This window comes from Ornatilinea apprima (assembly GCF_001306115.1).
In the GTDB taxonomy this organism is placed as follows: domain Bacteria; phylum Chloroflexota; class Anaerolineae; order Anaerolineales; family Anaerolineaceae; genus Ornatilinea; species Ornatilinea apprima.
Genome location: NZ_LGCL01000004.1, coordinates 12,511 through 32,379 on the forward strand (window position 1 = coordinate 12,511; position 19,869 = coordinate 32,379).

A 19,869-nucleotide genomic window follows, 5' to 3' on the forward strand; every position below is an offset into this window, starting at 1 on the left:
ATTTCAACTATGTGTATTTACAGTTTTGCAAGCAGTCCGCGCATTTTACAACTCACCGTTTGATTCAGCGATCAGCCGCTCAAAAAAGGCGCGGATATAGGCGTCGCGCTCTTCAGCCAGCTTTTTCGCGGCGTGGGTGAAGAGGCGCTCTTTGATTTTAACCAGCTTGAAGAGATGCTCATGATAGGCGCTGTGCGGCTCGCCGGGTTCTTTTTCTCCGCTGGCTAAAAAGCGCGCCGAAGGCTCAGCGTAGATGGGCTGCCCGGCCAGGGTGGCGTAAGCCACCACACGCACCACGCCAATCGCGCCCAGCACATCCAGCTTGTCGGCATCGAAGAGCACTTTAGCTTCCACCGTCTGCGGCTCATCGCCGTTATGGCGAAAGCGGTGCGCGCGAATGCAGTGCTGCACCGCCGCGATGCGCTCAGGCGGCCAGCCTTCTTCGGCCAGCACACCGGCGGCAAATTCGGCTGAGGCAATGTGATGCTCTTTGCGCTGCTGGCTGCCGGCCGCGCTGTCGGCCACGTCGTGCAGCAAGGCCGCGGCGCGTACAATCTCCAGGTCGGCATTTTCTGCCTGCGCCAGGCGCTCGGCGGTGCGGTAAACGCGCAGCACATGGTCAAAGTTATGCACCGATTCGGCGCTCTGGTACCATTGGCGGGCTTGTTCCAGGGTGGGCATGTTGTCTGGTTTCCTTCCAATCAAATGATGGGCGCGTTGTAAACCACTTCGCCTTTTTTAATCACCGTTTGCACCTGGTTAACGCCAAAGCGGTAGGCCAGGTCGCGAAAATCGCCGCTTTGCAGCACCAGCGCGTCGGCCTGTTTGCCTGCTTCCAGCGAGCCAACCAGCCCATCGCGCCGCACGGCGGCCGCGGCGTTGATGGTGGCGGCGCAAAGCGCTTCGGCGGGGGTCAAGCGCATAGCGCGGCAGGCCAGGGCGAGCACAAACTGCATATTCTCGCACCAGGCCGGGCCGGGATTCAGGTCGGTGGCCAGGGCCAACATCCCGCCAGCAGCGATGATCTGCTGCGCGGGGGTGTACTCATGCTGTCCCAGGCCAAACGGCGTACAGGGCAGCGACACCGCCACCGTATCAGAGCGCGCCAGGGCTTCGATATCGCGCGGCGAGGTTTTCACCAGGTGATCGGCCGAGACCGCGCCCAGCTCAGCCGCCAGGCTGGCCGCGCCGATGTTTTCAAACTCGTCCACATGCAGCTTAAGCGGAAAACCCAGCGCGCGCGCCGCCAGCAGAATCTGGCGCGTCTGCTCCAGGTCAAACACACCCTTCTCGCTGAACACGTCCACAAAGGGCAGGGCGCGCGCGGCGGCATTTTGCTGCCACCAATCGCGCACAGCAGGCAGCATCACCGCGCAGATGTGGTCGGTGAAGGCCTGCGCGTCGCCGTTGAACTCCGGCGCCACGGCGTGCGCGCCCATAAAGGTAGGCGCAATCTCCAGCGGACCCTCCTCATCCAGCGCCAACAGCACTTCCAACTGCGCCAGCTCCGAGGCCAGGTCCAGGCCGTAGCCGGTTTTGGCTTCAACGGTGGTGGTACCGTGGGCCAGCATGCGCCGGGCCCGCTGGCGGGTTTGCGCCAGTAATTCATCGCGGCTGGCCTGGCGCGTGGCGCGCACCGTGGCGGCGATCCCGCCTCCGGCGGCCATAATTTCCATATAAGACTTGCCCTGCAGGCGCATTTCAAATTCGGCCGCGCGGTCGCCGGCCCACACCAGGTGGGTGTGCGGGTCTACCAGGCCGGGCATCACCACCCGCCCGCGCGCGTCCAGGCGCTCGGCGCGCGGGTAGCGCGCCAGCAGCGCGGCGCTTTCGCCCACAGCGGCGATGCGACCCGCTTCCATTAACATGGCTCCATCGGCGATAATTTCCAGGCGGTTCATATCGGCTCCGCGGCGCGGGCCGCCGGCCAGCGTAACCAACTGTGATGCGGAATGGATGAGCATTTCACACCTCCTTACACGGGTTTCTCGCCGGTTTGCTGTCCGTGAGCGTCCATTCGAATTTGAGAAAGGGCCGCGATGGCCAGCACATCAAAGAGCAGAGCGGCCAGCAAATTGGCCCAAATGCCAAACGAAGTAAACAGACGCGCCGAAAGGAACGCGCCCACCCCGCGCCCGGCGGAGAGCGCGGCCACGTTCAACCCCAGCATGGTGGCGCGCGCGCCCGGCACAATTTCGGTCACAATGGGCATGCTGCTGACAACCGTAATCTCGTAGCTGATGTAGAAGAGAAACAGACCCACCAGCGCGCCCGGCAGTGAACGCCCCAAGAAGGGCAGTGCCAGCGAGACCAGGCAGTTGGCCGTCAGGCCAATGAAAATGGCGCGCTGCTTGCCAATCCGGTCTACCCAACCGGCAGTCAGCGACTCGCCGCCCAGTTCGGCAATCCCAATCACCGCCGAAGCCGCCCCCAGCGCGGCAATTTTCAAGCCAAAGGAATCCTCCAGCCACACACCAAACACCACGCCAAACACGTCGTTGGCGATATTGTACAAGAGACCCATCAATAGCGCCGCCACAGCCGCTTTCGACGCCACAATCTGGCGCGCCCCATCCAGCAGACTGGCTGCCTGCCCGCGCGCGCCATCCGGCGCGTCGGCTGGCACCACCGAGAGCACCACCACAAAGACGATGATGCTTAACACCGCCAGAATGGGAAAGACGGCAAACCAGCCGTAGGTTTCGAACAGCAGCCCCACCAGCGGAATACCAGCGAAAAAGCTGGCTGCCCAACTGATCTCGACCAGCGCCAGCACGCGCCCGCGCTGAAAGTAGGGGACGTGATCGGAGATATAGGCCTGGATGGACGGAGCGAAGATGAAAACACCCAGCGAGTGCAGGCACAGCGTCAGCACAAACACCGGGTACACCGGCCAAATCAGAATCGCCAGCGAGCCCAGCACAAACAGGCCAACCCCCAGCAGCATACCGGTTTTACGCCCGTAACGGTCAGCAATGGGGGTGATGAACGGCGTCAGAATGCCGCCCAGCGAGCGGTAGGTGATCACCGAAGAGATGGCGTACAGGTCTACTCCCAGGCCGCGCGCGAAGAACGCAAGGAATGGGTACACCATGCGCAGGCTGATGTTGAACACAAAACGGCTGAGCCCAAACAGGGTTACCTGACCGGCCAGGCTGACCGGACGGCGCGCGGTGATTGACGAAGCGGAAACAGGATCAAAAGGGGAGTGACTCATACAGCAATACCACTGTGTTGAGAGGGGAAAAGATTTCTACTGATTGTACCTTGAATTGGCGCGCGCAAATCAACTGGTTCTCTTCATCAGAGCAACTTGCAGACGGACTTTCTATGGAACAAAGCCTGGCGAGAATGACAAAAAAATAACCTCCCCGGAAAGGGAAGGTTATCGCAAAAAGCAATTTTTAGCGGCCGCGCGGTTGCTACGGCAGGTAGGTGAAGTAGACCTGGCGTTGATTGTACGCCGAAACGATGCCCGCCTGTTTTAAGGATTCCAGCTGCGCGTCTGGCGCAACCACCGCGCCCGCCACCGCATGCCTCTCCAGAAAGCCTCCTTCGCGCACATCCTGAAAGCGGTCATCCCCCCAATCCACCACAATCTCACCGCCCGACAAAACCAATACCCACTGGCGGTCGATAGACAAGCCGTGAGACATTCACACCCCCTTATTCTCTGATGATACCGGCGGATGAGAGCTGCCGGTTAAAGGTTGATCACCTGGGCAAATGTGGTCTGAGACAGGCGATGAACCAATTCTTCCTGAGCATCGCACCAGACTGGCCGCATGGGGCACTTCGAGCCGAAGGGGCAGGCGCCTTTATTCAGCGTGCACTCGTTGAGCGACAGCGGGCCATCAATGGCTTCCACCACTTCCAGAACGGAGATTTCCGCAGCCGGGCGCGCCAGAGAGACACCGCCGCGCGCGCCGCGCGAAGTGTGAATCAAACCAGCAATTGAAAGCTGAGATATAATCTTGGCCAGGAAACTGGGCGGAATATTCTTATTTTCGGCTATTTGGCTGGTTGCCGCACGTTGATTGGGCTCAAGCTCAGAAAGATACAGCATGGCCCGCAAGGCATAGTCGGCCTGTCTTGTGATTTGCATTTCCTTATACCTCGTGATGGATAAATTTGTGATTACTTCTGTAAAGTGGGTAATTTTTCTCTGGATATTAGTCTAAACTTACCAGAAAAATACCACAAGTGATAGAGATCACCCCGCAATACTGATGAATCGCCCTGAATATGCAATTCCTATCCAATTTGACTAAATTATACTTCCAAATTTAACCAAATTCAAGCTGCTTTGTCCGAATTAGAGTTAAGCATCTTGCCAGCCCCCCGCCTGTGGTAGAATCCTGGCTATGGAAGAATACAAATTCGTTTACCCTCTGCAAGTTCGCTACGGGGATCTGGACCCCCAATGGCATGTCAACAACGCGCGTTTTCTCACCTTCATTGAACAGGCGCGTTTTGCTTACCTGGTAGAGCTGGGCATTTTTGACGGAAAAGACTTCTTTGAAGTGCCCTTCATCGTCGCCGATATCCACGTGGCCTACCTGGCGCCCATTCACCTGACGCAGACGATTGAAGTGCGCATGCGCACGGGTAAACTGGGCAACAAAAGCCTGCGCTTCGACTACCTGATCGCCGACAGCGATACCGGCGAAGAGTTGGCCCGCGCCGAGACGGTAATGGTGGCTTACAACTATCACACCCGCCAGAGCATGCCGATTAAGGAAAGCTGGCGGCAGGCCATTCTGGACTACGAAGGACAGACCCTGTCCTGAGAAAAGCGCTCACACCAAGGAGATTCCCATGCCCCTGCCGACCATCAACCTGGATGACCTGCTCGCCTTTCTGACCGACCTGCTGCGCACCCCCAGCCCTACTGGCTTTGCCCACCTGGGCATTGAGCGCGTGCGCGCTGAGTTGGCGCCGCTGCCCGGCGTGCAAGCCCGCCTCACCCGCAAAGGCAGCCTGCTGGTAACCCTGCCCGGCGAGCGCGCAGACGCTCCGCGCGCCCTCAGCGCGCATGTAGACACCCTGGGCGCGATGGTTAAAGAGATCAAAGCCAGCGGGCGGCTGGAGCTGACCAACGTGGGCGGGTTGAGCTGGAACGGCGTGGAAGCCGAGGACTGCACGGTTTTCACCCAGTCGGGGGCGCAAATTCCCGGCTCGCTGGTGCCGGTTAAAGCCGCGGCGCACGTCTACGGCAGCGAGGTTACCACCACCGAGCGCGGGCCGCACAGCATGGAAATGCGCCTGGACGCGCGCACCCAGAGCCGCGAAGAAACCGCCGCCCTGGGCATTCAGGTGGGCGACTTTGTGGCCTTCGACCCGCGGGTGTCGCAGCATAACGGCTTCATCCGTTCCCGCTTTTTAGACGATAAATCGGGCGTGGCCTGCATGGTGGCCGCCGTGAAAGCCCTGGTCGCGGCCAATCTTCAACCGCGCCAAACCACCTATCTGCTATTCTCCAACTTTGAAGAGGTGGGGCACGGCGGTTCCGCCGGGCTGCCCGCCGACACCGCCGAGCTGGTGGTGATCGACATGGCCGCCATCGGCGAAGGCCAGAATTCCGACGAGTACCACGCCACCCTGTGCCTGAAAGATTCGAGCGGCCCGTATCACCACGGTCTCAGCAGCCGCCTGCGCCAGATCGCGCAGCAGCACGGCATCGATATCCGCCCGGACATTTACCCCTACTACGCCTCGGACGGCTCGGCTGCCTGGCGCGCCGGGCACGACCTGGCCGTGGCGCTGATTGGCCCGGGGGTAGACGCTTCGCATCACTACGAGCGCACCCACACAGACGCCCTGGCCGATACCACCCGCTGGGTTTTAGCCTACCTGCTCGCGGAATAGCCCACGCCCATGAACGAAAAAATATCCCAACTGCTGCGCCTGCTGGATGACCTGTTGGCCGCGTTGTTTTACCGGGAAACCGAGAAAAAACACGCCTGGCTGGGAGGGGTGTGGCTGGCCGGCTTATATGCCCTGGGCGTGTACGCCTGGGGGCGCTTTCTCAACTGGGGGAAAATCCCCTTCGATTGGCTGGACTGGGCCGAAATCAACGCCCCGCGCACCGCATTCCTCAAAGACGCCATGATGTTGGGTGTACTGCCCCTGCACATGCCGGATGCCTCTGCCCTGCGCGAGGTAACCGACCGTTTCATGTGCTTGCCCGACGTGCTGCTCTCGCCCGATATTCTGCTGCTGCGCTTCATGGAGGTGGGGCCTTTCTTCCTGGTGCACACCCTCATTTTGTATACCCTGGGCGCGCTGGGCCTGCTGGCGCTGCGCAAGAAGTTTAACCTCTCGCTGGCGGCCTTTACCGGCCTGTTCCTGCTTTTTAACTTCAACGGGCACATTTTAGCGCACTACAGCGTGGGGCACATCACCTGGGGCGGCTACCTGCTCTTCCCCTGGTTGTTTCTGCTGGCCTTCCAGTTTTTAGAAGGCGACTACTCCTGGAAGTGGGTGGCCAAAACCGCCGGGCTGCTGCTCTTGATGTATTTGCAGGGCTCGTTTCACCAGTTCGTCTGGTCGCTGATGCTTCTTGGCCTGCTGGGGCTTACCGCCCGCGAGTGCTTTATTCCCGCCCTGAAGGCCCTGGTGTTCTCTTGCCTGCTCAGCCTGGTGCGCATTTTGCCGCCCGTTCTGCTGCTGGGTAAATTTGATCAGGACTACCTGGGCGGCTACCCCACCGCCTGGGACATGCTCATGTCGATGGTCAGTTTCAAATTTCCGGCCGAATCCTTCACGGTGCAAAGCATGCTCAGCGACCTGGCCTGGTGGGAATATAACCTGTACATTGGCCTGGCGGGGGCGCTATGGGTGGGCGTTTTTGGCCTCTACTTGTGGGCGCGCCGGCGCGACAGCCAGCACGGCTACCCGGCTTTTTGGCTGCCCATTGTGGTGCTGACGCTCTTCTCGCTGGGACGCATCTACCGCGTGGTGCGCTACATTCCCATTCCCCTGCTCTCTGGCGAGCGCGCCAGCATCCGCATGCTCATTGTGCCGGCGGCGCTGCTGATGGTATTGGCCGCTCTGGAAATGCAGCACTGGCTCAACCAGCGCCGCCCGGGCTGGCTGGAACGGTTGGGGCTGTTGGGCGGGTTGCTGATGATCGCCCACGATTTATGGCAGCATCTCAAGGTATGGCAGGTGGATAACGCCTACCTGCCATTTGACGTTACACCTGTGGATCTGGATATCAAGATTGTAGCCAACCGACCCGACCCGCCTTATATCACCATGGTGGCGGTTGGCGCGGCGCTTTCGCTGCTGACCCTGATCTTCTTGCTGGTCATGGCGCGGCGCGAAGCCCGAGGGGGAAAAGGTTAATGTATTTCTTATTCAAATCGCTGTACAAACAAGTTAATCCTTTGCTCGAAGCGCGCTAAACTCTGGTAGAATCAAAGTAGAGACACCAGAATAACAGGTGACGAAGCCTGGCATGCGCCCGGCGTTCCTTACAATTTGATTTATTGTTGATTCCTGGGCAGTATAAAACCTGGGACTGGTGCAATCGGAGGTAAATATCATGGCAGGAATGGAAAGATTCACACAACGCGCGCGGCGCGTTCTCAGCCTGGCTCACCAGGAAGCTGAGCGGATGCGCCAGGAGCGCATCGACACCGAACATCTCCTGCTCGGGTTGATTCAAGAAGAAGGGGGCGTTGCCGGGCGGGTTCTACGAGAATTGGGCCTGGAAATGGATCGCGTGCGCGAAATGGTTGAGCGCCTCAGCCCACAGGGCGAGTACCGCGGCGGCAAAATTGACCTTTCAGCCGGCGTTCAGCAGGTGCTGGAATTCGCCATTGACGAGGCCCGCCGCATGGGGCATCACTACATCGGCACCGAGCATCTGCTGTTGGGCCTGATCCGCTCTGAAGACGGCCAGGCGATGAACACCCTGCGCAAGCTGGGCGTTACACCCGAGCAAATTCGCCGGCAGACCCGGCGCGTGCTGCAAGAGAGCAGCTCATCCACACCGGCGACCAGCGGCTCTACCCCGCGCCAGCCGCGCAAGGAGAAAGAAAAAGATAAAGCCAAAACCCCGCTCATCGACCAGCTGGCAACCGACCTGACCGCCAAAGCGGAAGAAGGCAAACTCGACCCGGTAATTGGGCGGCAGATGGAAATTGAGCGCGTCATTCAAATTCTGGCGCGCCGCACCAAAAACAACCCGGCCCTCATCGGGCAGCCGGGCGTGGGCAAAACTGCCATTGTGGAAGGGCTTACCCAGCGCATTATCGACGGCGATGTGCCCGCTCTGCTGCTCGACAAGCAGGTACTGCAGCTCGACGTAGGATCGCTGATCGCCGGCACCATGTACCGCGGCCAGTTTGAAGAGCGACTCAAACGCGTCATCGACGAGCTGAAAGCCTCGGGCGCGATTCTGTTTATTGACGAAGTGCACATGCTGGTGGGCGCGGGCGCGGCCGGTTCCTCGGTTGACGCTGCCAATATTCTCAAGCCTGCCCTCTCGCGCGGCGAGCTGCAGGTGATCGGCGCCACCACTATGGACGAATACCGCAAGCACATCGAAAGCGACGCGGCCCTTGAGCGTCGCTTCCAGCCCATCATCGTGGAAGAACCCTCGGTGGACGAAACCATTGAAATTCTGCGCGGCATCCGCAGCGCGTACGAAGAGCATCATCATCTCAATATCTCAGACGAAGCCCTCGAATCGGCTGCGCGGCTTTCCTCGCGCTATGTGACTGACCGCTTCCTGCCCGACAAAGCCATCGACCTGGTGGACGAGGCCTCTTCGCGCGTGCGCATGTACAAAAGCCCGGCCGCTCAGGAAAGCAAGAAAATGGTCGCTGAGCTGCGCGAACTGCGCCAGCGCCGCGCCGCCGCCGAAGAAAACACCAACTCAGAAGAGACTGAGGTGCTGCAGGAACGCATTGAAATGCTCGAAGAGCAAATCGACCGCATTCGCAGCCAGTGGGACCGCGACAACAGCCCGCTGGTAACCGCCGAAGACATCGCCGAAGTGGTTTCAATGTGGACCGGCGTGCCGGTGATGCAGATGGCGCAAGAAGAATCAGCGCGCCTGCTCAAGATGGAAGAGGAACTGCACAATCACATCATTGGCCAGGAAGAAGCCATACAGGTCATCTCCAAGGCCGTGCGCCGCGGACGTTCGGGTCTCAAAGACCCGCACCGCCCGATTGGTTCCTTCATCTTCCTCGGACCTACCGGCGTGGGCAAAACCGAACTGACCAAAGCGTTGGCGGGCTTCCTCTTCGGCAGCGAAGAGTCGGTCATCCAACTGGATATGTCGGAGTTCATGGAACGCCACAGCGTCAGCCGCCTGGTGGGCGCACCTCCCGGATACGTTGGCTACGAAGACGCCGGGCAGCTCACCGAGGCTATCCGCCGCCGCCCGTACTCGATTGTGGTCTTTGACGAAATTGAAAAAGCCCACCCCGAGGCGCACAACATGCTGCTGCAAATCATGGAAGAAGGCCAGCTCTCGGACGCCAAGGGCCACAAAGTGGACTTCCGCAACACCATCATTGTGATGACCTCCAATATTGGCGCGGAAGATATCAAACGCCAGACCATGTTCGGCTTCAAGCTGCAGCGCGACGAATCGGTGGAAGAGAAAATCGCCTACGACGATATGCGCAAAAAGCTGCTCGACTCGCTCAAAAAGGTCTTCCGGCCGGAGTTCCTCAACCGCCTGGACGGCGTGGTGGTCTTCCGCTCGCTCAATAAAGAAGACATCCGCAAGATCGTCAACATTGAGCTGGATAAAGTATCCCGCCGCCTGCAAGAGCACGAGATCAAGCTGCACGCCAGCGAAGCCGCGCTCGATCTGCTGGCCGAAGAAGGCTACGACCCCGATATGGGCGCGCGCCCGCTGCGGCGTGTGATCCAGCAGAAGGTGGAAGACCCGCTCTCTGACGCCCTGCTGGCGCATGAATTCGAATCGGGCGACAGCATTCTGGTCGACCTGAACGAAGACGGCGCGGTGATCCTCTCCAAGGAACAGCCCGCGCAAGAGCCTGAAGCGCCGGTCAGCGCGTAAGGCGCACATCATACCCATCAGCCGGGGCGTTTCCGCCCCGGTTTTTTTTATTGAGCGGTGTCGGCCATCCGCCCGCAAATTACCGGCATTGAGCAGCGGTAGGGTGGGAGCAGGGCAGGACAGCCCATTCAAAAGTAAACCGGCGTAACCACCCGCCCGAAACCCACCATTAAGCTAACGGCGGGTTTCGGGCGGTTACAAGATGGCTTTGCCTTAATACCAGTTGATCCGCCCTCAACAACGCCCTACAAGAGAAATCCCATTCTTCCCAACCTCTTTCCCTAAAATGCAGGGAAACGCATTTTGGGGAGGGCTTGGGGTGGGGTCCGTAAGCAGCGGCCACACAGCCTGACCATTCTGGGCGTTCATATCCCTGGATTTCCTGTTGACGGTTAAAATAGAGGAACTATGGATTAGGCGGTTGGCCTTGCGGATGAACACCCTGCCAGCCAGGTGGAATCACTTCAATGAACAAATTGGAAGAAATTCATACGATTAAAGACCCGCGTGTGATCGAAGCGCGCGAGCTGGCCAGCGCCGCCGGGCGCAGGGCAGCGGGCAAATGCCTGCTGGAAGGCGAACAAGCTCTGGCCTGGGCGCTGCACAGCGGCTGGATGGTGGAGCGGGTGTTCTGCGCCGCCAGCCAGGCAGACCTGCCCCTCTTGTCTGACCTGCAGCAGAAAGGCTGCCAGGTTTGCCACGCTTCAGAGGGCATTCTTAAGAAAATCAGCGACACGAACTACCTCATCCCGTTGATCGGGGTGGCGCGCATCCCGGCGGAGAACCTCCGCCACCGCCCGCGGGGTGATTTTGTGCTGGTGCTGGACGATGTGCGCGACCATGGCAATATCGGCACCATTTTACGCACCGCCCAGGCGTTTGGTGTGCGCGAGGTGGTTTCCACCACCGGCGAACTGGATTTATTCTACCGCAAAATGGTGGATGCCTCGCGCGGCACGGTTTTCCGCACGTTGCTGACACCCTACGCCTCGGTGAGCGAGTCAATTGCCGCGCTTAAGGCGGCCGGGTATCAGATTGTGGCCACCAGCCCCTACGCGCCGAGTCTGCAATCGGCCGCGCGGTTGCAGCCGCGCCCGGTGGCGCTGGTGGTGGGTAATGAGACGCGCGGAATTGACCCGTTGTGGGTCGAAAACGCGGACATGGTGGTGCAAATCCCTATGTCGCGCCAGGTCGAGTCGCTCAACGTGGGGGTGGCGGCTGGCATCAGTATTTATGAATTGAAATGGAAATTGGTGATGGCTATGTTAATCAACTTAATCCGTTCGACCCTGGGACGTGAGCTAAACGTCACCGGCAAGCATGTGCAGCTGGCCCTGGACGCGCGCCTGCGCGAAGTGACCCCGCTCAACAGTACCCAGGTGATTTTGCTGATGGTGATGAAATGCGATGGCAGCATGACGAGCGACCAGGTGGCCCGCGATACCGCTCACTTTGGGGAAGAATTGCAAGCATTAATCGCCCCGCTGCAAACCGAAGGGCTGGTGGCGCAATCTGAAGAAGGGCTGCGGCTGACTGAAAAAGGCGAAACCACCCTGGCCCAACTGTGGGGCGTGGTGGAACGCAGCCAGGAAGAGATTCTGGAGGGCTTCTCGGAAGCCGAGCGCGGCGCGCTGATGGAGTATCTGCGCCGCATTCAAACCAACTGCACCCATATTCTTGCGGAAGCCAGCGACTCTCTGCCAAAATTGTAGGAATAGCCCAACCACAAAGGGATGGACCCATGCGCACTATCGAAGTAACCGACCCCAATCCGGCCTGGAAAACCGCCTTCGCGGAAGAAGCGGCAAACCTGCGCGCTGCATTGGGAGGCCAGGTGGTGGACATTCACCATATCGGCAGCACCGCCATCCCCGACATCAAGGCCAAGCCGGTGATTGACATGCTGTTGGTAGTGAGCCAGGTCGAAAGCCTGGATGCGTATGACGAGACCATGCGCGGACTGGGCTACCTGCCCAAAGGGGAGTACGGCATCCCCGGGCGGCGTTTTTACATCAAGGGCAGCGAGGAGCGGCGCAGCCATCACCTGCACGCGTTTGGGCTGGGCAGCCCGCACATCGGGCGGCATCTGCGCTTTCGCGATTATCTCACCGCCCACCCGGCCGAAGCGCAGGAATACAGCCAGCTCAAAGCGCGCCTGGCGGCCCAATTTCCCCACGATATCGAAGCCTACATGGACGGCAAGCACGGGCTGATTCAAGACCTTGACCGGCGCGCGCTGGCCTGGGTGGAGGAACGCATGCGCCTGCCGGTGATCGAGACCCCGCGCCTGACCCTGCGCGCGCTCAGCCCGCGCCAGTTGGAATGGGCGCTGCACGCTCTGCCCCAACTGGAGGCCGACCTGGGCATGCCGGTGCTGCCGGAGATCAGCGACCCGCCGGTGAAGCGCGCCATCTCCATTAAACTGCACAAAATGGCCCTGGCCCAGCCAGAGCGCTACGCCTGGTACACTTACTTTTTGATCATTCCCCAAGACCAGCCCGCCGGGATTGGCAGCATTGGCTTCAAGGGCGAGCCGGACGCGGACGGCGTGGTGGAAGTGGGCTACGGCATTGATCCGCGCTGCCGCAGACAGGGCTACACCAGCGAAGCCCTGCGCGCCCTGGTGGAATGGGCCTTTGCCCAACCGGGCTGCCGGGCGATCACCGCCACCGGCGTGCTGCCGCACAACGCCGCCTCACAGGGCGTGCTGGCCAAATGCGGCTTCACCTTCACCGGCCAGGACGCTGAGGGGCTGAATTACATCCTGCGCAAGCAAGATTAAACAGGAAACCCAATGAACTTTGAACCTTTTGAAACGCAGCGTCTTGCTCTGCGCCGCTTCCAGCCGCAAGACTGGCAAATGGTATACGAGTATATGTCCAGCCCGGCGGTGACCGCCTATCTGCCGGACGGCCAGTTCAGCGAAGACCAGGCGCGCGAGCTGGTCACCGAGGGCACCAGTGACTATGAAGAGTCCATTGCCGTGATGCTCAAAGAAGAAAACGCGCTGGTTGGCCACATGATGTTCCATCCCTGGTTTGGTCCGAATACCTATGAAATCGGCTGGGTGTTTCACACCCGCTATCACAACCGCGGCTTCGCCACCGAGGCAGCCACCGCCCTGCTGAAATACGGCTTTGAAACGCTGAAACTGCACCGCGTCATCGCCACCTGCCAGCCGGAGAACACCGCCTCGGTGCGCGTGATGGAAAAATTGGGCATGCGCCGCGAAGGTCATTTTCAGAAGTGCCTTCATCTCAGCGGCGAGCGCTGGTGGGACGAATATTTCTACGCCATGCTGGAAGAAGAGTGGTTTGCCGCCCAGGCTTAGGCGCTCCCTCCATTTGGAACTCCGTAGGGTGTCGTTGGCTGCGTAACTTTTGTTGACCGTGTGGAAAGGGCGCTGGTGGTTGAGCGGCGTGCAGCCAACGCACCGTTATTTCGCGGCTCCCCAAAAACCAGAAAAGACGTTTTTTTGGGGAGAACAGCCGAAAGGTCAGCCGATTTTCCGCCCACCTGGCCAGCCCCACCCCGCGATTTTCCTGCTAAAATTACACCAGACCGGATTTTGAGGTGAATATGAATATCATCTAAGCTGCTTGACCAGCCATCCCGCCAAACCCAACCCATCCAACCCCGCCATTTTTTGATTCTCGGGGAGGAAGTGCCCTATTGGGTTCCGCGCGGTGATGATCGGCAAGCAGGGATGATCTTCCGGTCCAGTAGCGGTTTTTTACCGTCTCCATTTTTTCCCCAATCCCTGCCTATGGTCCAGCCATCTCTCCATGTGGAGAGGTATTCGATATTGGAAACAAATACGGAAGGGATACCATGCCATTCTTTAACTTTGAAGGAAACCAAATCTTTTACCGCCAGCAGGGCAGCGGAGAATTGCTGCTGATTCTGCCCGGCAATACCGCTTCATCCGTCTTTCACCAGGGCGAAGTGGATTATTTCAGCCAGACGCGCCGGGCCGTTTGCATGGATTTTTTGGGCACCGGCCAATCGCAGCGGGTGCAGACCTGGCCGGTGGACTGGTGGGAGCAGGGCGCGCGCGCGGCTGGCGCGTTGATCGCGCACCTTGGCGCCGGGCAGGCGGTGGTCACCGGCGCCAGCGGCGGGGCCATCACTGCCCTGCTGACCGCGATCCTGTTCCCCGCGCGGGTGAAAGCGGTGATCGCCGACAGTGGGCTGGAGATCTTCCCGCCCGGCAAGCTGGAAAGCGAAGCCGACGGGCGCGACCTGGAGAATCCGGGCGCCGCGCAGTTCTGGGAAAAGGCGCACGGCCCCGACTGGCAGCAGGTGGTGCAGGCCGACAGCGATATGCTGCGGCGCTTCGCCCAAACCGGCGGCGACCCGTTCCGCGGGCGGCTGGCGCAAATCGCCTGCCCGGTGCTGCTCACCGGCAGCCTGGCGGATGAATCGCTGCCCGGCTTTGCCAGCCAGATGGAAAGCATGGCCCGGCAGATCCCCGATTGCAGTGTGGTTTATGTGAATCAGGGCAGCCATCCCTTAATGTGGTCGCGCCCCGATGTTTACCGCCGCGCCGCCAGCGCGTTTTTGGAGACAGTTGGGTAAGGTATAACGCATTCTCCCCCATTTTCAGCCGTATCGAAAATGGGGGAGAACACAAGCGGGGGTAAAAACAGGCTCCACGACCAGGGCGCGAATATCGTCCCATCATGGGGGACTGGAACCGAATAAATTAAAGCAAAAAGGTGGGTTCCGCTGGCGCTGCACCCACCCTACAAGAAAATTCTTAAAAAAACAGGCTCCACGACCAGGACTCGAACATCGTCCCCTCATGGGGGCCTGGAACCGAATGGGGCATTAAAAAAAACTAGCTCCACGACCAGGACTCGAATACTTACCCCCTCATGGGGGACTGGAACCGAATAAATTAAAGCAAAAAGGTGGGTTCCGCTGACGCTGCACCCACCCTACAAGAAAATTCTTAAAAAAAACTAGCTCCACGACCAGGACTCGAACCTGGAACCGAGCGGTTAACAGCCGCTTGCTCTGCCGATTGAGCTATCGTGGAACGTGTTTGGTATTATAAACACTAGCCCCCCAAATTGTCAAGGAAGACACACCAAAAAAGTCTAGGGCGCCATGGCGCAATCCACCTCCTCCACGCCAAACAGGCGGCGGCGAACGACCCGCCTTTTCTCCTGCCCCAGCCACTCGATTTGCGCCGATTGCAGCGCCTGGCGCACCCGCGGCGTGAGCAGTGCGGTGTTCTCAAACAAGGCCAGTATTTCTTCGGCGCAGTCGTCGGCGGCGATGCGGTTGACCGAGACCTGGCCGCACTCCTCACAGGCGTGGATCAGCATCAACTCGCCTGAATCGGCAGCGTATTGATTGCGCTCACGTTTGAGCGCCAGCCCCACCGGGCGCATTTTGCCCTTGCATGCCGACATGCGGTCACCGGCGCGCTGCCAGTCCACATGCCGCGACCATAAGCAGTAGGGGCAGTGATTGCGGTTGATTACCCCGGAAAAGAGCGCATCTCTTACTACAAACGCCCCGCAGCGCGCGCAGCGGAAACCCTCAGTCTCCACCCGCGCGCCGGAACGGTGCCGGTCTTTCGACATGCGCTTGCCGCGCAGGCGCGATTCTTCAATCATCCATTCATAAAACTCATCTACCATTGGAAGTACCCTTCTTCCTTCAACTTCATCATGCTGAAATAGCGGCGCGGGCTGATGTGCCCGCTCATCACCGCCTGGCGCAGCGCGCAGCCCGGCTCTTCGTCGTGCTGGCAGTCCAGGCCAAAGCGGCACTGCCCCAGCCAGGGGCGCATCTCCGGGAAAAACCAGGCCAGGTCGTCGCTGTCCACGTCCCACAGGCCGAACTCGCGCGTTCCGGGGGTGTCCACCAGCCAGCCGCCGTAGTCGCAGGCGTGCATTTCCGCGCCGGTGGTGGTGTGGCGGCCTTTGCCAGTCACCGCGTTGATCTCGCCCACGCGCAGATTCAGGCCGGGCAGCAGGGCATTGAGCAGCGAGCTTTTGCCCGCGCCGCTTTTGCCCAGCAGCACCGAGACCCGCCCGCCGAGGGCCTGCTTGAGTTCGGGCAGACCTTCACCGCTGACCGCGCTGGTGAGCAGCACGCGGTAGCCAATCTGCCGGTAGGTTTCGATCTCGGCCCGGGCAGCTTCGTCCAGCTCGCCGCTGTCGCCGCGGGCGGCGTCCGCCTTGGTCAGGCAGATCAGCGCTTCGATCTCCAGCGATTCGGCCGAGGCCAGATAGCGGTCGAGCAGGTTCCAGCGCGGAGCGGGCTGGCTGAGCGACATGACCGCCACAATCTGGTCGATGTTGGCGGCGATCACCTGCTCACTGGCGCGCGACCCCGGCATGGACTGCGCGGCGCGCCGCGCCAAACGATTGCTGCGCTCATAGACTTCGCAAATCTGCGCGCAGCCGTCGGCGTTCATGGTTACGCCCACCTGCTCGCCAACCACAATCTCCGGGCTGGCGGCGCGGGTAGGTTTATTTTTGCCTTTGCCATTGGCAGGGTTGGAATGCAGGTTCAACCCGCAGCGCAGTTCCCGCCCATTGCTCCATACCCAGTATTGTCCGTTGTTCTTCTTGATCACGACGCCGTCGTGGATGTTGTTATTCTTGTTCTTCATTGTGAAAAATACCTTGTTACCATCGCTTAAACAATCACCAGCCACGGTAAAATCCCGTGGCTGGTGAACGGTAAATATGGGAAATCCATCTGGCGATGGGGCAGATCGGCGCTGGAAGAAAGCACCCGAGCTGGTTTTAACCCAGGTTAAAACAAAAGCCACGGGGCACAAACGCGTCCCGTGGCTGGTCAACTCAATTGGAAATCAAAATTAATCGTCTGACGATAAGTGAACAGGCGCGCTCATGCGGTTCTATGGAAGACAAGCACCGATGCTGAGTTGAACAAAAAATTTTCGCGCCCTTTCTAGTCAGAATATTTACAACTTTCAAAATTTATCATGACCTTTTTGCCTTGTCAAGAGTAAATTCAGAAGTCGTGGTCAATCATTTTTTTCGAAACTCTCCTTTTCACCCTTGACAACCCGGCGAAACCGAGATATTATATCGCTTAACGATATATCGTATAACGATGCAACGATGACCGGTATAAAGAAAGTCGATATCAATGGAGATTTCATGAACTTGAATCAACACCTCCCGCTGACGGAAGCCACCTATTATATTCTGCTCAGCCTGACGCAGCCGCTGCATGGCTACGGCATTATGCAAAATGTAAAATCGCTCAGCAATGAGCGGGTCAACCTGGCCCCCGGCACGCTGTATGGCGCGCTGGACAATTTGAAAAAGCAAAAACTGATTGAGCTGCTGGAAGACGAAGGCGACAGCCGCCGCAAAGTCTACACCCTCACCAATCTGGGCCGCCAGGTAATGGAACTGGAATACCAACGCTTGCAACATCTGGTCGCGATCAGCGCGGCCGTTCTTGAAGGAGACACCAACCAATGAACACCCAACGAACCGAATATCAGTTGTTTTTATCGTTTGAAAAAGAAGAAGCCTGGCTCGAAGCGCAGTCCCGGCAGGGCTGGCATCTGGTGAACGTCAGCAGTGGATGGAAGTATGTCTTTGAGCAGGGCCAACCCGAAGAGCGCGTCTATAAGATTGATTTCCGGTTTTTCAAGCGCCAGGAAGAGATGGACGAGTATGTGTCGCTGTTTGAAGACAGCGGATGGCGCTGTGTGTCGCCCCAAAAGGGCAGCTACAACTACTATTTCTACACCACCCGCAAAGAGGGCGAGCAAACCGATATCTTTTCCGACCAGGCCTCGCGGGCGCAGCGCTATCTGCGTTACGCGCAGTACAGTTTGCTGTCTTTCATCCCCTTCCTGCCCATCTACACGGCGCTGTATGCCAATGGCGCGATCAAGATTCAGGAGTTGGGCTACCTCACCCCCGGTCTGTGGCAGATGCAAGGCATGCAGTTCTGGCTGCGCTTCCTGTTCGAGACCCCCTTTGTGGTGCTGCGCGTGGCAGGCGGCCTGCTGCCGCTGTTGATTGTGCTGCTGTTCGTTTTCTTCAGCCTGCGTTTTTCCTTCCAGTACCGCAAACTTCTGCGCCAGCAGGGTTGATGGGCGGCAGATATTGCGGCTGCTCCGCCCCGTAGTAGAATAACGGCGGGTTTCGGGCGGTTTCAGATAGATCTACCTCAAAACAGACGTTCCGCCCTCAACACCGCCCTACAAGAGAATCCCCTTCTTCGGTAGGGGCAGATGGCCATCCGCCCGAATAACAATATTGTAGGTCGGCTTGAGCGGCGGGGGAATGATTGGTGAATGTGATTTACGGAATCGCCGCGCGAAAGCCGACGGTTCCGTAATTGATGAGCGAGGTTAGCCCGTTATCGGCCCCTTCCCGCCCTTTCCCGGCAAGCCAGGGAAGGTGCCTTGGGGTTGAGTGGATACCCCATCCCCGGCTGTGGCGCCGTCACAACGCTTTCCAACACCGGCGGGTTTCGGAGAGAATCCCCTTCTTCGGTAGGGGCGGATGGCCATCCGCCCCAAAAAACCGGGCTTGACACCCAAAAAAACGGGTGTTCAGCCTCGAGCCCCTACATAAGAATGGCGATTCTGGTTCTTCCAAGGTCATACAAAATACAGGCGGGTTTCGGGCGGGGGTCGGCTTTTTCATAAACAGGTATTATGCCCTTAAACATTCGTTTTATGTGGATGGTTTAACGCTCCGCCTACAGCTTCTTGAGCATCTCTTCCACCAGCTCAATGATCTCCAGCGCGCGCTGCTGCTGGCTGCGCAGCGAAGTGATCCAGCGGTCGGCAGCGGTGAGCACGTCTTCATCTTCGCGCGGGGTATCCAGCACCTGGCGCAGAACATCGCCGCTGCTGCCCCCCTCGCCCTGCATGCGCAGCATGGCACGCAGCACAGCCATGGTGCTGTAGCCTGAGCGCAGTAGAATACGCAGCACGCGCAGGTGCTCCATTTGCGGCGCGCCGTACTGCCGGTAGCGGTTGCGCGGGTTGCGCGGCACCTCAATCAGCCCGTTGCGCTCCCAGTTGCGCAGCACGTCCACCGTCAGATTCAGGGCGCGCGCCGCCTCTTTAATCTGCAAAGCGGGCTGGCCGTCCTCCTGCGTGCGCTCTCCCGCGGCCCAGCGTGCCAGCACCTCGGCGGCCTGCTCGGCCTGCGCCAGTTCCGTCTCCACCAGTTTCAAGTGCTGGTAGGCCAGCCACTGCGCTTCGGAGAGATCGCCTTTGGCGGCGGTCAGCACCAGTTCCACACCCATGCGGCGGATGGGCCGGCCCAGCCAGGGCGAGCCCATCACTTTGCGCGCCAGGCGCATCTGGTCGATGTGCGCCTCGGTGTACTGCCGATAGCCGTTGGCCGCGCGCGGAATGGGCGGCAGAAAGCCCACGCTCTCATACAGGCGCACGGTGTTGGGGTGAACCCCCACAATGTCGGCAATTTTTTTGGTGCTTAATCGCTTGTAAGGCATCGAAAATATTTTTTTCTTCCAAAAAAGATTTTTTACGCTTCCAACCGGGTTGAACGCAGGTCAGGCGCGCTGTTCCAGCGGCGCGGCAACCGGCGAGCGGCATGAGACCATTCTAGCCCAGACGCGCGGCCTGGGCAAGGAATGCGCCTCAGACGGCTCGAATATGAGTCGGGCCAGCGCGCCAGTCCGCCGCCCCCGCCCGGCCCAAAAGCCGCTTTCTTTAACATTCACAACGTAGAACATTAATTTCGTGTAGTTTTTGTTTTTTCGTGAAAATATTATCCGGCGCGTTTCGTCCGCCGCTTGCGCTTGATTCTCCATTATAATAACCCTGACAGGCA

Annotated in this window: 19 protein-coding genes and 1 tRNA gene; 10 read left to right on the forward strand and 10 right to left on the reverse strand. The window is 59.3% G+C overall.

Features of this window, described 5'->3' with window-relative positions; translation table 11 throughout:
* Positions 1–45: 45 nt before the first annotated feature.
* The 5 genes from ADN00_RS01410 to ADN00_RS01430 all read right to left on the reverse strand — a co-directional run bounded on the left by ADN00_RS01410 (position 46) and on the right by ADN00_RS01430 (position 4,105).
* The gene (locus ADN00_RS01410) at positions 46–681 is read right to left on the reverse strand and encodes an HD domain-containing protein (protein ID WP_075061171.1); all 636 of its coding nucleotides are present in this window, start codon (positions 679–681) and stop codon (positions 46–48) included.
* Positions 682–701: 20 nt separating this feature from the next.
* Positions 702–1,964: an imidazolonepropionase gene (gene hutI / locus ADN00_RS01415; RefSeq protein WP_075061172.1), complete on the reverse strand. Its 1,263-nt coding sequence runs from the start codon at positions 1,962–1,964 to the stop codon at positions 702–704.
* 11 nt (positions 1,965–1,975) lie between these two features.
* Positions 1,976–3,217 carry an MFS transporter gene (locus ADN00_RS01420; RefSeq protein ID WP_075061173.1) on the reverse strand — a complete coding sequence of 414 codons (1,242 nt, stop codon included), beginning with the start codon at positions 3,215–3,217 and terminating at the stop codon, positions 1,976–1,978.
* A 205-nt stretch (positions 3,218–3,422) separates the two neighbouring features.
* Positions 3,423–3,656 (reverse strand): hypothetical protein, encoded by a 234-nt coding sequence (locus ADN00_RS01425; RefSeq protein WP_075061174.1) that lies wholly within the window; start codon positions 3,654–3,656, stop codon positions 3,423–3,425.
* Between the two features lie 47 nt (positions 3,657–3,703).
* On the reverse strand, positions 3,704–4,105 hold the full coding sequence (locus ADN00_RS01430; protein WP_075061175.1) for an RrF2 family transcriptional regulator: 402 nt from the start codon (positions 4,103–4,105) through the stop codon (positions 3,704–3,706).
* A 259-nt stretch (positions 4,106–4,364) separates the two neighbouring features.
* On the opposite strand from ADN00_RS01430, the gene ADN00_RS01435 reads away from it, so the two are divergent.
* From ADN00_RS01435 to ADN00_RS01470, 8 genes are all read left to right on the forward strand, one after another.
* A complete protein-coding gene (locus tag ADN00_RS01435; protein WP_075061176.1) occupies positions 4,365–4,790 on the forward strand; it encodes an acyl-CoA thioesterase in 426 nt (141 codons plus the stop codon).
* Positions 4,791–4,818: 28 nt separating this feature from the next.
* On the forward strand, positions 4,819–5,868 hold the full coding sequence (locus ADN00_RS01440; RefSeq protein ID WP_075061177.1) for a M42 family metallopeptidase: 1,050 nt from the start codon (positions 4,819–4,821) through the stop codon (positions 5,866–5,868).
* A gap of 9 nt (positions 5,869–5,877) precedes the next feature.
* Positions 5,878–7,350, forward strand: coding sequence for a hypothetical protein (locus tag ADN00_RS01445; protein WP_075061178.1), 1,473 nt, complete (start codon positions 5,878–5,880; stop codon positions 7,348–7,350).
* 199 nt (positions 7,351–7,549) lie between these two features.
* A complete protein-coding gene (locus ADN00_RS01450; protein WP_075061179.1) occupies positions 7,550–10,048 on the forward strand; it encodes an ATP-dependent Clp protease ATP-binding subunit in 2,499 nt (832 codons plus the stop codon).
* 467 nt (positions 10,049–10,515) lie between these two features.
* On the forward strand, positions 10,516–11,760 hold the full coding sequence (locus ADN00_RS01455) for a TrmH family RNA methyltransferase (protein WP_075061180.1): 1,245 nt from the start codon (positions 10,516–10,518) through the stop codon (positions 11,758–11,760).
* A 29-nt stretch (positions 11,761–11,789) separates the two neighbouring features.
* The gene (locus ADN00_RS19940) at positions 11,790–12,830 is read left to right on the forward strand and encodes a bifunctional GrpB family protein/GNAT family N-acetyltransferase (protein ID WP_075061181.1); all 1,041 of its coding nucleotides are present in this window, start codon (positions 11,790–11,792) and stop codon (positions 12,828–12,830) included.
* Positions 12,831–12,842: 12 nt separating this feature from the next.
* Positions 12,843–13,379 carry a GNAT family N-acetyltransferase gene (locus ADN00_RS01465; protein WP_075061182.1) on the forward strand — a complete coding sequence of 179 codons (537 nt, stop codon included), beginning with the start codon at positions 12,843–12,845 and terminating at the stop codon, positions 13,377–13,379.
* Between the two features lie 500 nt (positions 13,380–13,879).
* Entirely contained in the window at positions 13,880–14,626 is a 747-nt protein-coding gene (locus ADN00_RS01470; RefSeq protein ID WP_075061183.1) for an alpha/beta fold hydrolase, read from the forward strand.
* Positions 14,627–15,016: 390 nt separating this feature from the next.
* Here the strand turns inward: ADN00_RS01470 and ADN00_RS01475 are convergent.
* From ADN00_RS01475 to rsgA, 3 genes are all read right to left on the reverse strand, one after another.
* A tRNA-Asn gene (locus ADN00_RS01475) sits at positions 15,017–15,089 on the reverse strand.
* Positions 15,090–15,150: 61 nt separating this feature from the next.
* A complete protein-coding gene (locus ADN00_RS01480; RefSeq protein WP_075061184.1) occupies positions 15,151–15,699 on the reverse strand; it encodes an RNHCP domain-containing protein in 549 nt (182 codons plus the stop codon).
* Positions 15,693–16,679, reverse strand: a complete 987-nt coding sequence (gene rsgA, locus ADN00_RS01485) for a ribosome small subunit-dependent GTPase A (protein ID WP_075061185.1) — start codon at positions 16,677–16,679, stop codon at positions 15,693–15,695. The genes ADN00_RS01480 and rsgA overlap by 7 nt, the downstream gene beginning before the upstream one ends.
* A gap of 517 nt (positions 16,680–17,196) precedes the next feature.
* Between rsgA and ADN00_RS01490 the strand changes: the two genes are divergently transcribed.
* Positions 17,197–17,526: a PadR family transcriptional regulator gene (locus ADN00_RS01490; protein ID WP_075061186.1), complete on the forward strand. Its 330-nt coding sequence runs from the start codon at positions 17,197–17,199 to the stop codon at positions 17,524–17,526.
* Positions 17,523–18,149 (forward strand): DUF2812 domain-containing protein, encoded by a 627-nt coding sequence (locus ADN00_RS01495; protein WP_075061187.1) that lies wholly within the window; start codon positions 17,523–17,525, stop codon positions 18,147–18,149. The genes ADN00_RS01490 and ADN00_RS01495 overlap by 4 nt, the downstream gene beginning before the upstream one ends.
* Positions 18,150–18,763: 614 nt before the next feature.
* Here ADN00_RS01495 and ADN00_RS01500 read toward each other — a convergent pair.
* Positions 18,764–19,528 carry a MerR family transcriptional regulator gene (locus ADN00_RS01500; RefSeq protein WP_075061188.1) on the reverse strand — a complete coding sequence of 255 codons (765 nt, stop codon included), beginning with the start codon at positions 19,526–19,528 and terminating at the stop codon, positions 18,764–18,766.
* Between the two features lie 60 nt (positions 19,529–19,588).
* Complete coding sequence (locus tag ADN00_RS01505) at positions 19,589–19,771, reverse strand: hypothetical protein (RefSeq protein WP_152966215.1); 183 nt, start codon at positions 19,769–19,771, stop codon at positions 19,589–19,591.
* Positions 19,772–19,869 lie beyond the last annotated feature (98 nt).